Source organism: Paenimyroides tangerinum (assembly GCF_003865405.1).
Lineage (GTDB): Bacteria > Bacteroidota > Bacteroidia > Flavobacteriales > Flavobacteriaceae > Flavobacterium > Flavobacterium tangerinum.
Map to the genome: position 1 here is coordinate 1 of NZ_RQVQ01000051.1, position 15,838 is coordinate 15,838.

Here is a 15,838-nt window from a genome sequence, read left to right on the forward strand (position 1 = left end):
AGCGATTAAACAAGGATTTGAAAATCTGAAAGAAGGAAATACTTTTGATGGATTGTATTATGCTGCCCAAGGACGTACTCGTTCAGATTGGCTTGTGGGAATAAATGCTTCACAAGCACTTAGTATTGCTATAGGCAACGGAATGTATTCTTTAGGTAGAATGCAAACCCCAACTTTAGCATTAATCTGCAAACGTTTTTTAGACAATAGAAGTTTTGAAGTTAGTAATTATTGGCAAATAGAACTTTTATTTAATAAAGATTTTATAGAGTTTAAAGGAAGTACACAAATAAAATGGAACGAACAAAATGCAGCAATAAATTCGTTGAAGTCTATTCAACGTAATGGAAAAGCTACTATTACATCAATAGAAAACGGAAACCTTACAGAACAAGCTCCATTATTATTTGATTTAACGGGACTGCAAAAAGAAGCAAATAAAAAGCTAAACCTTACAGCAGAAGATACTTTAAATATTGCACAAAGTCTCTACGAAAAGAAATTCATAACGTATCCTAGAACCGGAAGTAAACACATTCCTGAGGACATGTGGGATGAAATTCCGAAGTTATTAAGAGCTTTACAAGAGCATGAAAAGTATAAATTAGAAGTATCTAAGTTAAAATGGGGGCGTTTCAATAAACGTATTGTAAATGATCTGAGAGTCACCGATCACCACGGATTATTAATCACAGATAAAATTCCTTCAGCTTTATCGGCAAAAGAAAATGCAATTTATAATTTGATCGTTTTTCGATTGCTTGAAGCCCTTTCATCATCTTGTATTAAAGAAATAACAGTTGTGAATTTAGAAGTACTACATTACGAATTTACAATAAAAGTTGTTAAAATAGTAGACGTGGGGTGGAGAGCTATAAAAGGAAGTCTTTCTGAAGATGATAATGAGCTATTACAACATTTACCAAATCTTAAAGTAGGAGACGAGCTAAAAATTAAAAAGGCATTAATGTTAGAAAAACAAACCAAACCTCCAATGCTTTATACAGAAGCAAGTCTTTTATCAGAAATGGAAAACGCTGGAAATACTATTGAAAATGATGAAGCAAAAAAAATATTAAAGAATATCGGAATTGGAACACCAGCAACCAGAGCGTCAATCATCGAAACTTTATTTAAACGTAACTATATTGAAAGACAAAAAAAAGCATTACTTCCAACCCAAAAAGGCTTGTTTGTTTATCATAAAGTAAAAAATATGAAAATTGTAGATGTAGCTTTAACAGCTGAATGGGAGATTCAATTTGAGAAAATCGAAACCAGAAAACTAAATCCCAATACTTTTCAAAAAGAAATTGAAGTATTAACAAAATCCATTACAGAAGAATTACTTCAAACTACTACTATCCAAAATAGTCAACCAAAATTAACTTGTCCTAAATGTAAAACGAATCATCTTCTAATTCGGGATCAGATTGTGAAATGCTCAGACGAACTTTGTAATTGGGTACAGTTTAGAAACATTTGCGGCATACAGTTAACAATCAATAACATTGAGGCATTGATAAGTAAGGGTAAAACAGGACTGCTAAAAGGAATGAAAAGTAAATCAGGAAAAATTTTCAGTGCTTTTATCATTTTGAATGAAAATTGTAAAACATCTTTCGAATTTGTTTAAAAATGAAATAAAAGATATAATTTATATAGGAAACAGTTCTTTCTTTCAATAATTAAAATCTTATTATATTACAAGAAACCCTCCAATTTTGGAGGGTTTCTGATTAAACTTTAAATGTTGTAATCTTTACTATTAATTAGTAGAAGATATCAAAAAAGATGAATGATCTATGTTGTTATTACTTTGTCAATATACCTTGAATTCATAATTCTAACAATTCCCATATAATCTAATTGTAATGTAACAATACTACCTACTGCATAATTTTGCTCATTTTTTCCCAGATCAAGAACAATTATGTCTGAAGTAGCTGCTTCAATTTTAATATGGTCATCTATAGGATTTAAATATTTAATATCAACATCCAATAAACCAATATCAATTAAAGCCCGAATACTTTTTTTACCCAAATCATTTAAATTAAACTTTGGGATGTCACCAGTAACAGAAGTTCCCATTTCACCAGATGGGATTAATGGTTTTTCATATAATTCAATTATTTCAGCACAGAGTTCAAAAACATTTTGTTTTAGTTCTTTATAATTTGATTGATCATAAGCATTAGTACCCATAAATAAAGTTTCACCAATTCTAAAATGATTAATCTTACTATCTATAAGTTTATTTTGTAACAAGGGTATAGTCACTGAAGAGCCGCCTGAAATATATTTTAATTTAGTTTTGTATTTTAACTCTACAAGCTGTTTATAAAGGTATAACTGATTAAGTTTATCAGAGTTTGGCAATATCCCATACAAACATGATAAATTACTTCCAATTCCAATAATTTCTATATTACTTAATTGATGAGCATTATCAAACAATTCTAAAAAATCTTCTCTCATTACACCCTCGCGTAGTTCTCCTAAATCAATCATTAAAATTATTTGATGCTTTTTGTTATTCTTTTTAGCTTCCTCATCTAAAAGCTTAATAGTATATAAGCTAGAGTTTAGGCTAACGTCTGCATATTTAATAATTTCACTAATTACCCCTTTAGCAGGTGGTTTAATATAGATTGTTGTGCAATCAGGTTTTCTATTTTTTATAATTTTTAAATTACTGATTCTAGAATCCGAAAAGCTTTTAATATCAAGAGAAAAAAGAATTTCTAAAAAACATTTGTTTCCACATAATATTTTGGTTACTACAGACCATTCAATTTCTTGATCTTTAAAGAAAGCATTAAGATATTTATAATTATGATAAAGTTTGTCTTTGTTTAGTATAATATGTGCCATCTTATTTTTCTAATCTCATTTCTAAATACTTATTTGTGAAGCCTAATTTTTCATATAAATACTTTGCTGGATTATCATTTTCTACATGTAGTGCAATATTACCTTTTGTTTCTTCAATGATTTTTAACATTAAAAGTTTACCAATTCCTTTTCCTCTATTTTTTTTGCATGTGGCAATATAAACTAAAATATTTTCCGGAATATAACCTGACATTCCCGTTTCGTTTATAACAGAAATCCCTATGATTTCAGAATTTTCTAAAGCTTCAATTATAAAACCAGAAGTTGTTCTTTCGGACAATTCATTAAATACATACTTAAGACATTTGCGAATGTCTTCTTTTGTATCGCCATACTCTTCTAAATTTTCATATAAAAAATTAATAATATTATTTATTTTTATATCAGAAGGTTTGTTCGTTTCATCCCATTTAATCACTTGCATATTGTTAGAATTTTAATGTTAATTCTCTCAATTTACAATTAATTTGATAATAATAAAAAAAACGCGTCATAATTAACTTTTTTTATATGAAATTCTTAAAATTAATCAAGTTTTGTTTGTAGATATCTAATATTTGAAATATGTAGTAAACAGAGGTTTATCTTTTTGTAGATCTTAATAATACAAAGCCTAAAACACCTGCAATTAAAGAGGAACATAAAACAGCCAACTTTGCTTCTTCTACGAAAGTAGAATCTGAAAATGATAGATTAGAAATAAAAATTGACATAGTAAAGCCAATTCCTGCAAGAAATCCTATTCCAATAATATGTTTAAAGTTACTACCTTCAGGAAGTTGACCTATCTTAAGTTTAGAACAAATAATAGTACTCAATACAATTCCAATAGGTTTTCCTAAAATAAGTCCCAATCCTATTCCTAGACCTAAAGGTGATGTAAGGCCTTGAATCATTTCATTTTCTATCGTAATATTAGTGTTTGCAAACGCAAAAATCGGTATAATTAAGAAATTAACAGGTTTCACCAAAGCATGTTCTAATCTTTCTAAAGGTGATTCTACAGCAGTATCATTTGTAGGGATAGTCATTGCAACTAATACACCGGCTATTGTTGCGTGAATTCCAGAATGATGAATAAAGTACCAAATAAATATTCCAGGAATTAAGTATAAATATGGATTTTTAACTTGAAAACGATTCATTAAAATTAAAACGATTAATCCAATTCCTGAATAGCCAAGATAGGTTAGATCTATACCCGATGAGTAAAATACAGCAATGACTAGTATAGCTATTAAATCGTCAACAATGGCTAATGCAGCTAAGAAAATTTTTAAACTTATTGGAATTCTTTTATCTAGAAGTGAAATAACAGCCAAAGCAAAAGCTATATCCGTAGCCATAGGTATTCCCCAACCACTCGCACTAGCTTCACTATTATTAAAAAAGACATAAATAAAAGCAGGTACAATAGCGCCCCCAATGGCTGCAAGTATTGGTACTATTGCCTTTTTAGGTGAAGACAATTCCCCTTCAACAATTTCTCTTTTTATTTCTAAGCCGACTAGAAGAAAAAAAACAGCCATCAACCCATCATTAATCCACATAGATGTACTGTAATTTAAATGTACATATTCATTTTCAATTCCAAATTTATAATCTAAAATGTTTTGTAAACTTTCTGATAAGGATGTGTTGGCAATAATTAAAGAGAGAATTACACATAAAAAGAGTAATAAACCTCCAAAGTTACTTGATTTTACAAATTCTTTAAATACTTTTAGATTGATAGATTGAATCATGGTTTTAATTTAAAATTATAAAATTAAGCTGCAATTAGCGCGATTAAATAAGCAATTAACGAAACTATAAAAAAAATGGTTATGATAATACTCTTCAGAATATTACCAAACAACCTCACGACTAAAAACTTATGAATGGTCAATTTATTAACGAAAGTCATAAATTTAAACTCGTCTACTGATTTTTGTTGTCTGTATTCATAATCTTTTTTAATTTCTTCTTTTATTTTATCTTCAGTTATAAAAGGTTCCAAACAGTTTTTACACGCAGTACTGTTATCTGTGAAAATTCCACATTTTAAACATTTTCTTGTAATCATAGCATTCAAGAATTAAAAATAAAATTAAACCTAAGAAATAAGCAATAAAATCAAAAAAATCAAATGTATATCTTGTATACCAAAATGGAAATATAATCTCAAAAACGAAACCATAGTATAACCAAATAATTAGCATATATCCAATGTTGTCAACTAAAATAAAACCATACAATTTTTTTAGAATTAAACTACATATCTTTAATGTAAGTGTCATGGAAATAAAATCATTGCAATAATTGTTGATAATTGGATAGAGTTTAATCCCTTGGTATTGAAGTAGCAATATTATTGTAGAACATACTATAAGTAAAAGATAACTAATGATTTTAGTTTTATATGTTAACTGTTCGATTGAATTTACATAAATAGGTACTAATTTCATATAAACAAAATAATGGAATAACTAATAATATTAGACTTAAAACATCAGGAGGCGTAATAATTGCTGAAGCTATTAATATAATAACGTAAGCATATCGTCTATAATGTTTTAATAAATCATGATTAACTATTCCTAATTTGTTAAGATAATAAACTAGAATTGGCAAATTGAAAATAACACCTGTTGCAATTATAGTACTTCTTAATAACGAAATGTATGAACCAATATCAATTTGATTTTTAATTATTGAACTGATTTGGACATTTGTTAGAAAGCTAATAGAAAGGGGAACAATAATATAGTATCCAAATATCACCCCAACAATAAACAATAAAGAAATATTTAAAACTTGAAACTTTAAATTAATTGATTTAGAAGCTGAAAACTTTTCTTTAATATAAGTTAAAAGCTGAAAAATTATCCAAGGAAAGGATAGTATAAAACCAAATGTAATTGAGGTATATATCAATACACTTAATTGTCCCTCCATGGTTCTATTTTGTAATATAAAATTGAATTTCTCAATACATAGAGTAGTGTCTATTCTAAATGAGCTAACTAATTGACAATAGATTTTATAAGTTATAAAATTTTTATTTACAGGTGCAAATATAATCTCTTCAAAAATAAATCGATAAAAGATAAGAGATAAAATTGTTGAAATAAGCACACCAATGAGGCTTTTAAAAATAAAAAAACGTAAGTCAACTAAATTTTTTATAATGGATTTCCTATTCATATAAATTTAGGTCAACTGCAAATATAATAAAAAAAAGATTAGAGGTTAATCGAACATTTTTTCTCGGAATTATTACATTTTCTATTCTAAAAAACAAATTGTAAATTACAAGCTTTAAAAAGCGAAAAATGAATTTTATAGAGAAAGTGAACGATTATATTTGGTCTAATTATTTAATTATACTTTGTATTTCTTCTGGAATTTATTACAGTGTTAAATATAACTTCTTACAAATTACTTTAATTAAAGATATGTTGAAACTTCTATTTCAAAAAAGTAATTCAACTCAAGGTATATCTTCATTTCAAGCTTTTACTTTAGCAATTTCTGGTAGAATAGGTACCGGCAACATAGCTGGTGTTGCTACAGCAATTGCGATGGGGGGGCCGGGTGCGTTGTTTTGGATGTGGATTATTGCTTTTTTAGGTAGTGCCTCTGCCATTATCGAAGCCTCATTAGCTCAATTATATAAAGAGAAATCTTCTGTTTATTTCATTGGAGGACCTGCATTTTATATAAAAAAAGGACTTAATTCAAAGATAGGAGCAATAACTTTTTCAGTAGTAACAATTATTAGTACAGGATTTTTACTACCTAGTGTACAAAGTAATAGTATTTCATTGGCAAATACTGAAGCTTTCCAGTTTCCAAAAGAACTTGTAGGAATTATTTTAGTTGTTTTAGTAGCATCAATAGTAATTGGCGGAGTCAAACGTATTGGTAGACTAACAGAATTAATTGTTCCATTTATGGCACTTGGTTATATTATGATGGCATTAATTATAATTATGCTAAATATTAATAAATTACCCGATATTTTTGTTTTAATTGTTTCATCTGGTACTTCATTGCACTCTTTTTATGGCGGTATTGTTGGTAGTGCAATCGCTTGGGGGATAAAACGTGGTATTTACAGTAACGAATCCGGACAAGGTACTGCTCCTCATGCAGCAGCGGCCGCAGCAGTCACTCATCCAATTAAACAAGGCTTAGTTCAAGGTTTTTCTGTATATATTGATACATTATTTGTTTGTACCGCAACAGGTTTGATGATTTTGTTCACAAATCAGTTTAATGTAATGGACACTGAAGGAGGTTTTCTAATAAATAATCTTAAAGATGTTCAAATGGGACCCGCTTATACGCAATATGCGATTGCAAAACATTTTCCTTCGATAGGTAAAGAGTTTGTAGCCATATCCTTGACATTCTTTGCTTTTACAACAATTTTAGCTTATTATTATATAGCCGAAACGAATGTGAAATTTTTATTTAGAAAGAGAAGGTGGGCAGTTTATCTTGTTCAATTTTTACTTTTTACGTCAGTTTATTTAGGGGCAATAACAACAGCTAAAAATGCATGGACACTTGGAGATATTGGAGTAGGGCTTATGGCTTGGATTAATTTAATTTCGATATTTTTGCTTCGTAATGTTTTTTCAATTTTATACAAAGACTATAGAAATCAAAAAAATACTGGAAAAGATCCAGTTTTTGATAATTCAAAATATAAAATCGAAAATGTGGATTGTTGGAATAGTAAATAGTTTTTGTAATGATAACGAATGTTTTTTTAAAAAAAAATTTATCTGGTTTATATAAGTTTAGTTTAATTCTAGCAATTATTTTACTAATAACCCTATTAGGTTTCGGTTTTCCGAATGATTATAAATTATTCGTGAATATATTTTTTATTTTAATTCTAGCGATAGGATTATTAAAAACTATATTAAAGTTTTTTTATACATCTGATAAATTTATTTTTCGTGTTTTTGTATTTGATGTATTGAGTGTACTTTTTATAGGTTATTGTGTCTACATTCAATTAGCAGATTATTCCATATATTTTGTTAGTAAATATTTACAATTTGCGATTTTACTTAAACTAGTTAGAGAGTTTGCAAATCCAAATTTTTCATTTAATAGAAAATATATTACACCCCCTCAGTTGTTTATTATAAGTTTTATATCAATTATTATTTTAGGAGCTTTATTACTTTTATTACCCAAGGCAACAACCCATCCAATAAATTTTTTGGATGCTTTTTTTACTTCAACAAGTGCTGTATGTGTTACTGGGTTAACTGTATTTAATGTTTCAGAAACTTTTACAGTTTTTGGACAAACCATAATATTATTGTTAATTCAAATAGGAGGGTTGGGTATACTTACTTTTGCCGCTTATATAGCTTATTTTTTTAAAGGAAATAGTTCTTATGAGTATCAAATAACACTTGGAAATATATCCAACAACGATGCTTTTAGTGAAGTTTTTGGTTTTATAAAAAAAATAATTTATATCACATTTTGTATAGAATCTTTAGGAGCTCTGATCATTTTCTTTTCTTTAGATGATTTCAATATAGGTATTTTTGATAAAGTTTTTATATCCATTTTTCATTCTATTTCTGCATTTTGTAATGCTGGTTTTTCAACGCTACCCAATGGATTAATGCAAAATATAACAATTAATAATTATTCATTTCAACTTATCTTAATTATTTTAATTTTCTTAGGTGGAATTGGTTTTCCAATTCTAGTTAATTTAATTAAGTATTTAAAATATTTCTTTAAAAAAGTATTTTTACGTTTTTTTTATAAAACTACAGAAGAGAAAAACTGGATATTTTCTTTAAATTCAAAAGTGAATCTATTTACATCATTAACAATTTTTGGAGTCTCTACGTTAATAATATATTTCGAAGAATTTTATTTTACATTGAATGAACATACTGGTTTTGGAAAATTTGTGTCTGCAGCTTTTGTTTCAATGACAACAAGAACAGCCGGATTTAATACAATCAATTTTTCTGAACTACAATTTTCAACTATTATTCTAATTTTACTTTTAATGTGGATAGGTGCCTCACCAACTTCTACCGGTGGAGGTATTAAAACAAGTACCTTTGCAATTGCTATTTTAAATTTTATTAATATTGCAAGAGGTAAAAATTCAATTGAAATATTTAAACGTAAAATTAACGAATCTGTTGTTCAAAAAGCTTTTGCAACCATTACACTTTCATTTCTAGTTATTGGTTTAGGAGTTTTTTTGATTTCTAAATTTGATAGTAACTTACCACTTATTGATATAGCATTCGAAGTTTTTTCTGCTTATTCTACCGTTGGTTTGTCTTTAGATACCACAGTCTTGTTATCAGAACCTAGCAAAATAGTTATAATTATAATTATGTTTATTGGACGTGTTTCAATGATTACAATTTTGACAGCTTTTTTTAAGAAAAATATTTCTTCCAGATATTCATATCCTAGTGGAGATATACTAATATAAATATTTTATGAAACTAATTATAATCGGTTTAGGAAATTTTGGCTCATCTCTTGGTATTAAAATGACAAAATTAGGTCATGAAGTTATTGGAGTTGATAGTAATAATGAGAGGGTAGAATATTATAAAGATAAATTTTCTTATACCATTTGCTTAGATGCAACCGATGAGATAGCTTTAAGTAAATTACCAATTAATAATACCGACATTGTTTTAGTGACTATCGGAGAAAATGAAGGAGCTAATATCATGGCTACAGCTAATTTCAAAAACAAGAATGTAAAGAGGTTAATTAGCCGTTCAATAAATTCAGTTCACGAAAATGTTCTACATGCTATCGGAGTTGATCAAATTATAAGACCAGAAGAAGAATCTGCAGAAAGATGGACTAAAAAATTGAATGCTAAAGGTATTATAGATTCTTTTGATTTAAATAATGATTTTAGTATAATCGAAGTCTTATCACCGAAAGAGCTTGTTGGAAAAACCTTTGATGAGATTCAATTTAAAAAAAATTATAATATTTTAGTAATGACAATTATTAAAAATAAAGAAGAGACTAGTTTTTTAGGTCAATTTAAGATGGTACCCCAAGTTCAAGGGTTTCCTTCTTCATCTACTGTTATAGAAAAAGATGATGTATTAGTAATATATGGTGCAAATAATGATATATATAAATTTATTAAAAGATTTGTAGTCTGATAAAAATAATTATACAATATATAACTTAGTCTCATTTATAATCAGTTCGAAGTCTATTTATTTTTTTGTGTCAAATTCTTGAATATCTATTTCGTCAGTATCCCATTTGTTTATCAGCCATTTTTTTAATTTTGTTGTATCTAAATTTTTTGTTGATTCATACATAAACATTGGTTTTTCAACTATAGAATCTTTAGATATTATGTGATTTTGTAGGCCTACAGAGTAATTTTTTATTTCCGGAAATACAATTGATATATCTGTTATAAAATCTTGATCATACAATTGATACTTTGCTATTGCTTGTCTTAAATTTTTAATTTGGATATCATCACCTTTTGATATATTATTATTCTTTTTCAGCTCAGCTAATATTTCTTGTTTTAAATCTTGAGTATTTTGTTTAATAATTAATTCTGAATTTGGTATTGTATAAATTTTTAGTAAATCATTTAATCGATTCAATTCTAATGAATCAAATTTCTTTGAGATTAGTGCAATTTCAACTTTTTTTGGATTAGACTTAAAATTTATTTTTTTATAAATAATAGTATGCCCTTTTTCCACAAATTCTTTATCTAAAAATACATTCACATTTTGATTATATTTTTTTTCTTGTAAAAGTTGATATGCAATGTACAAACTAGGAATAGTAATTAAAAATAAAAGTATCGTTATTCCATATCTCACATTTTTAGCAGTTTTAAGATTTGTAGTAATTTCTTGTGGTTTGTATTTTAAATATTTAATTATCAAATAAGTTGAAATACCAATAAAAAAACAATTTATAGCATAAAGATAAACTGCTCCAACAAAAAATTTAAAATCTCCTGTTGCCAGACCAAAACCTGCGGTACATAAAGGCGGCATCAAAGCTGTTGCAATTGCTACACCAGAAATTGGATTTCCCTTTTCTTTACGTGTTATAGATATGGCTCCAACGATACCTCCAAAGAAAGCAATCATTACATCATAAATAGTGGGAGATGTTCTTGCTAACAGTTCTGATTGAACTTCTTTAAAAGGACTTAGATAAAAGTAAATAGTCGATACTATTAAACTTACACAAGTTGCTATTAACAAATTTTTTAACGACTTGGATAGTAATTGAAAATTAAATGTAGCTAAAGCAAATCCAGCACCTACTATTGGTCCCATAAGCGGAGATATTAGCATAGCGCCAATAATTACAGCTGTAGAGTTCATATTTAAACCAATTGATGCAATTAGTATAGCACATGCTAAAATCCATAAATTTGCTCCGTTAAAAGAAATATTATTAGTAATATCGACTAGTACTTTTTCTTTATTTTCTTCGCCTTCGTGAAGATTCCATGGATTAAAAATTTTCATAGCTAATTTTTTTCTTAAATATAATTTTTTTTCAAGAAGTATTAAAATTTTATAATGCTTTACTCTTTAGAAAGTAATGTTTTTAATTATTTATATAGAAATCATTAGTTCAATATTAAAATTGGAATTTTTAGCTTAGAAAAAGATTAAACAATGTTGAACATGAATATAAATTTATTTATTACTTAAGATAATTTTTACTTTTATTTAAAGACGTTTTATTTTGATAGTATTTAAATTTATACTGATTTTATTCTCGGACTTGAATTATTTTTAAAATTTTTAATTGTATTTTTTTTTTGTTATACAGACAAATATTGTAATAAAACTAAAAAAAAAGGCTAAAAATGAAAATAATGACTTTTTTTTAAACACTTGATAAATATTATTAATATATCAATGGTTAAATTTCACTAATTGATTATTTTAAATAGTTCGAAATAAAGAGAGGTGTAGATGATTATTACTTGTGAGTGTTTATTATACATAACATTGTTAAATATAAGCCTTTCATATTTTAGTAAGTATTTGGATATTAATCCGAGTTGAAACATATTCAAGCTTATTCAATTATTGCATAATTGACTTTATTTTAAGTATGTTTTTATTTCATCCATAAATGCTAAAAGACATAATTATTATTCTGAAATATAAATTTCTAACGATCTTGTTAAGATACAAAAATCTCTTTTTCCACACATTTTAAATCTGAGTAAAAGAGATTAATCTTTGAATTTTTATTAGGTTTTAATATTATATCTCTTTCTTTAATATTTCAATAAACCACGATGTAACTTTAAATGTTTTAGAAAATTATAGAGCTATTTCTAGTTTATTAATTCGTTTTTAATTATATAATAAGTCAAAATATCTTTTTAAGCCTTTCAGTTTTTCTTTATTTTAATATATTATTTTATAATTTATATTGAATATTTATGAATACATTAGGTTTCCTTTCTAGTTTTACCGTTAGCTGATTTGGATTTAGCTGGTCAATATAACCTAATTCTGCAATCCATTTTTTTGAAAATTGATGTTTCAAACTCAAGTTAAAACGCATTTGATCCAATATTAGTGAATTGGAATTAGAATTTTTATGAAAGATTTCGTAAAACGGTCTTAGTATAGTTTTATTAGTAATTTTGATATCTATACCTACGCGATTTCTCCATCTAAATTCATTTTTTTTGTTGGAAAAAAATCTAAATTCAATGGCTGTTCTAGCATATAAATGAAATCTTTTTTGTTGAATAAATTGATACTCTGCGGCTAAACTATTTCTGTATTCTTTTATATGTGACTTTAGATAAAGTTCGTCTTTGTTCTTATATTTTATGTGGTCAAAAAAAGCCACAGGGGATAATGAAATTTTCATTTTTTCATTAAGTGAATAATGCATCCAAATACGTCCAGAATTTAAAAAAGGGTGTTTAGGTATGCTTTCTGTAGCAATTGTTTGTAACCGATATTGTAACTCTGCATCATAGGTAATTCCTAAAGAATCTTTTACAGAAAACGTAGCTCTCAACCATAAGTTATTGGATTGAGCAACACTATTAGTTGAAATCAATAAAATGAATGATAGTATGTAATAAATTTGCTTGGTCATTTTTAAATGTAATGTTTACAAATCTATAAGTAAGTTTACATTTGATTAGTTACTATTGTTACATTAGTTGATTAAAAAAGAATAGCGAACTCATAAAAAAATCCCCTGAATGGGGATTAGTATCTTATTTAAACTCGTATCCTGTTTCTTTCATTTGGGAGAATACATTATCACCTAAATCTACTGCCTGAGCACGACCATCAATTTTCGGACTTACCGTTTTGTGGTGTTTCAAGTAATCTCTAACAGCATCATGCAATGTGAATTTTTGAATGACCGCATTTTTAGCATTTGGCATTCTACACATTGTCGATAACGGTTCACCAGTACGATTACAAGATGCCATTTTATACATTTTGTCTTTTTCTAAAGGCTTTCCTTGAATGGTTACTTCTAATACACGTTCGCCGATCTCTTTGCTGCTATCAAATTTTAATGTCATGCCAGAGAAGCGTACCAACCAACCGCCAAAACGTTTTAAAGGATCTTTAGCATATACATTATTGATTTCTTTTTCTAGCCAATCTAAAATTTGTTGACCAGAAACTTCTGCAATTTTCATTTTTTCATCTACCGGAAGCATACGCCATAAATCTCGTTGTGTAATGGCTGCTTTTCCTTCTTCATTCGGTAAAATTGGCACCCCAAAACGGAAACCATTAGAGGTTGCAAAATCTACACCTGTTTTCCATAGCAAGGCATCGGTAATTAAATTATCCATCGGATTTTCTACTACCAAATAACGATACAAAGGCGTTGTAGTATACCCCAATACTTCGTTCATTTCTTTGGCAAATGGTTTTAGTTGGCGATCAATTACTTTTTGAACTTTTTTATCTGCCGGATATTTTTTAGGATCAATTTCTATCAAATTATATTGATAATCTATCATTTTTCCATTTTCTACCGTAACGTCCAATCTTCCTAAAAACGAACTAAAAGCGCCAGGTTCTACTACTTTACTGTATTTACCTTCAATAGGTTTTCGAATGCGTTCGTGGGTATCATTTCCAAAAATAAAATCTACGCCTTCTACATCGGGATGATTGGCTAAAGCTACTTGTTTGGAAATACCAATATGAGCGACAATAAATAATAGGTCGACTTTTCTAACAGTTTTCATTTCCGAAACTAAGGCTTTCAGATTATGATTAACTTCTGTAAATGCAATACCTTCAGAATAACCAGGATTTTGACGAATAGGGATTTCAGGATCATTATAAGAAATAAAACCTATTTTAACACCTTTCATTTCTGTAATCCAATGCTGAGGGAACATAGGGTTGTTATCCGTTTTATGAAACATATTGGAGGTAATGACATTGGTTTTGTAATTGTTCATCAATTCCATCATCACTTCTTTGCCATAAATCACTTCCCAATTGCCAGGAATCAGCAAATCATAATTCATTTCGTGGATAATTTTTGGGAAAATAGCACCTTGTGAGCGAACACTTTCTCCACTTCCTTGGTAAAAATCACCACCATCAATCAAAAGCGTCCCTTTAGGATTTTCTTTTTTGATTTGATCTACAACGGTTTTAATATGAGCTAATCCTCCAGCTTTACGAAAGGTAATTTGTCCGTTTTCCACAAATAATTCATCGTGAGGATTCATATATGCATGGATATCTGCTGTCTGTAAAATGGTTATTTTTTGTTGTTGTGCCATAGTTACGAATGGAATAGACGCAAGTAAGGTTAAAATATATTTTTTCATTATTTAGTTTTTGGAAAGATTTGATACGGAAGATTTTTATTGATGATAAAGAAAGACAAGCCACCAAAAATGACTATGTTCTTCCATAAAGGTCCAAACAATATACCTCCATTTATTTGAATAGTTAAAGTAATCGGAATCAATAAAAGCACTAAAGCAATGGCACTGATTCTCGTGTAAATACCCAACAAAAATGTAATTCCGAAAAGTAATAATAAAAAGCCTGAACTTAACGCAAGGAAATGTGGATCAACAATGGAACTTAAAAATTCACCACTTGGTGCTTCTAAAATTCGTTTGGCAACGCCTTGAGGTTTTTGTAAATGATTTATTCCTGCGGCGATAAAAATGCCACTCACAGCGATGCGTAACACCAATATTGATGTACTAGAAACGGTTGTTTCTTTCATATTTTTAAATAAAATTTAGTGACTAATAAATTAAAAAACTTAACATTAGTGCATTCTAAATTCTAAATAAACAATGTAGGATATACGAGGGAACTTTCTCCTTAAAAAAGAAAATAAAAGAATTTGGTAAAACGACTTGAGTAAAACGGTCGTTATCAATTTTTAAAACATCTGAAAAAAGAAATGGTAGTAATTTCGCAATTTGTAAACGATGTTGTTGCTGGGTTGTAGCATAAGTTGTTACACAAACCTTGGCACTATTTTTACCATTGTAAGTCGTTTGAGTTTGCGTAATACTGCCTTTAATTTGTTGTTTTACGGCACAAGGAATCATCATTAGTCCTGAAATCAAGACTAATGATAAGTAGAAGAATATTTTCCTTGTAGCTTTCATATATTATTTTACCAAAGGTAATTTTTTAGCAGACCAATCGTTGATACTGCCGCTGTAATTTAAAATATTTGTGTAGCCTAATTTTTCTAGAATAGAGTAGGCCATAGCACCACGTACACCACTTTGACAGTGAATAATCACAGGTGCATCTTTTTGGATTTTAGAAACGTTTTTCTCTAAAGAATTCAGAGTAATGTTTTCAAAACCTTTGATGTGGATATACTAACTTAGCGTTCAGTTGAAGTTAAGACTAAAATCTTAAATTTGACTCATGAA

The 15,838-nt window shown here is 28.0% G+C and carries 15 protein-coding genes; 4 read left to right on the top strand and 11 right to left on the bottom strand.

The features are described from left to right. A partial coding sequence (locus EG240_RS14820; protein WP_148096355.1) for a type IA DNA topoisomerase occupies positions 1 to 1,636 on the top strand: 1,636 nt, incomplete at its 5' end. A 167-nt stretch (positions 1,637 to 1,803) separates the two neighbouring features. On the opposite strand, the gene EG240_RS14825 is transcribed toward EG240_RS14820, so the two are convergent. From EG240_RS14825 to tatC, 5 genes are all read right to left on the bottom strand, one after another. After that, positions 1,804 to 2,877 carry an alanine racemase gene (locus EG240_RS14825; RefSeq protein WP_125020136.1) on the bottom strand — a complete coding sequence of 358 codons (1,074 nt, stop codon included), beginning with the start codon at positions 2,875 to 2,877 and terminating at the stop codon, positions 1,804 to 1,806. 1 nt (position 2,878) lies between these two features. Then, positions 2,879 to 3,322 carry a GNAT family N-acetyltransferase gene (locus tag EG240_RS14830; protein ID WP_125020137.1) on the bottom strand — a complete coding sequence of 148 codons (444 nt, stop codon included), beginning with the start codon at positions 3,320 to 3,322 and terminating at the stop codon, positions 2,879 to 2,881. A gap of 157 nt (positions 3,323 to 3,479) precedes the next feature. Continuing rightward, positions 3,480 to 4,643: a Na+/H+ antiporter NhaA gene (gene nhaA / locus EG240_RS14835; protein ID WP_177765221.1), complete on the bottom strand. Its 1,164-nt coding sequence runs from the start codon at positions 4,641 to 4,643 to the stop codon at positions 3,480 to 3,482. Positions 4,644 to 4,666: 23 nt separating this feature from the next. After that, positions 4,667 to 4,963 (bottom strand): hypothetical protein, encoded by a 297-nt coding sequence (locus EG240_RS14840; RefSeq protein ID WP_125020138.1) that lies wholly within the window; start codon positions 4,961 to 4,963, stop codon positions 4,667 to 4,669. Between the two features lie 332 nt (positions 4,964 to 5,295). Further along, positions 5,296 to 6,084: a twin-arginine translocase subunit TatC gene (gene tatC, locus EG240_RS14845; RefSeq protein ID WP_125020139.1), complete on the bottom strand. Its 789-nt coding sequence runs from the start codon at positions 6,082 to 6,084 to the stop codon at positions 5,296 to 5,298. A 128-nt stretch (positions 6,085 to 6,212) separates the two neighbouring features. On the opposite strand from tatC, the gene EG240_RS14850 reads away from it, so the two are divergent. From EG240_RS14850 to EG240_RS14860, 3 genes are all read left to right on the top strand, one after another. Further along, entirely contained in the window at positions 6,213 to 7,631 is a 1,419-nt protein-coding gene (locus EG240_RS14850; protein ID WP_125020140.1) for an alanine/glycine:cation symporter family protein, read from the top strand. Positions 7,632 to 7,762: 131 nt separating this feature from the next. Further along, the gene (locus EG240_RS14855) at positions 7,763 to 9,376 is read left to right on the top strand and encodes a TrkH family potassium uptake protein (protein WP_235830395.1); all 1,614 of its coding nucleotides are present in this window, start codon (positions 7,763 to 7,765) and stop codon (positions 9,374 to 9,376) included. 7 nt (positions 9,377 to 9,383) lie between these two features. After that, complete coding sequence (locus EG240_RS14860) at positions 9,384 to 10,076, top strand: potassium channel family protein (RefSeq protein ID WP_125020142.1); 693 nt, start codon at positions 9,384 to 9,386, stop codon at positions 10,074 to 10,076. 57 nt (positions 10,077 to 10,133) lie between these two features. Here the strand turns inward: EG240_RS14860 and EG240_RS14865 are convergent, their stop codons facing one another. From EG240_RS14865 to EG240_RS16910, 6 genes are all read right to left on the bottom strand, one after another. Next, on the bottom strand, positions 10,134 to 11,471 hold the full coding sequence (locus EG240_RS14865; protein ID WP_255498081.1) for a TIGR00341 family protein: 1,338 nt from the start codon (positions 11,469 to 11,471) through the stop codon (positions 10,134 to 10,136). 871 nt (positions 11,472 to 12,342) lie between these two features. After that, positions 12,343 to 13,038 (bottom strand): DUF2490 domain-containing protein, encoded by a 696-nt coding sequence (locus EG240_RS14870; RefSeq protein ID WP_125020144.1) that lies wholly within the window; start codon positions 13,036 to 13,038, stop codon positions 12,343 to 12,345. 124 nt (positions 13,039 to 13,162) lie between these two features. Then, the gene (locus EG240_RS14875; RefSeq protein ID WP_235830396.1) at positions 13,163 to 14,710 is read right to left on the bottom strand and encodes a bifunctional metallophosphatase/5'-nucleotidase; all 1,548 of its coding nucleotides are present in this window, start codon (positions 14,708 to 14,710) and stop codon (positions 13,163 to 13,165) included. A gap of 47 nt (positions 14,711 to 14,757) precedes the next feature. Then, complete coding sequence (locus EG240_RS14880) at positions 14,758 to 15,168, bottom strand: DoxX family protein (RefSeq protein WP_125020146.1); 411 nt, start codon at positions 15,166 to 15,168, stop codon at positions 14,758 to 14,760. A gap of 55 nt (positions 15,169 to 15,223) precedes the next feature. Next, entirely contained in the window at positions 15,224 to 15,562 is a 339-nt protein-coding gene (locus EG240_RS14885) for a hypothetical protein (protein ID WP_125020147.1), read from the bottom strand. 3 nt (positions 15,563 to 15,565) lie between these two features. After that, on the bottom strand, positions 15,566 to 15,781 hold the full coding sequence (locus tag EG240_RS16910; protein WP_125020148.1) for a rhodanese-like domain-containing protein: 216 nt from the start codon (positions 15,779 to 15,781) through the stop codon (positions 15,566 to 15,568). Between the last annotated feature and the right edge of the window lie 57 nt (positions 15,782 to 15,838).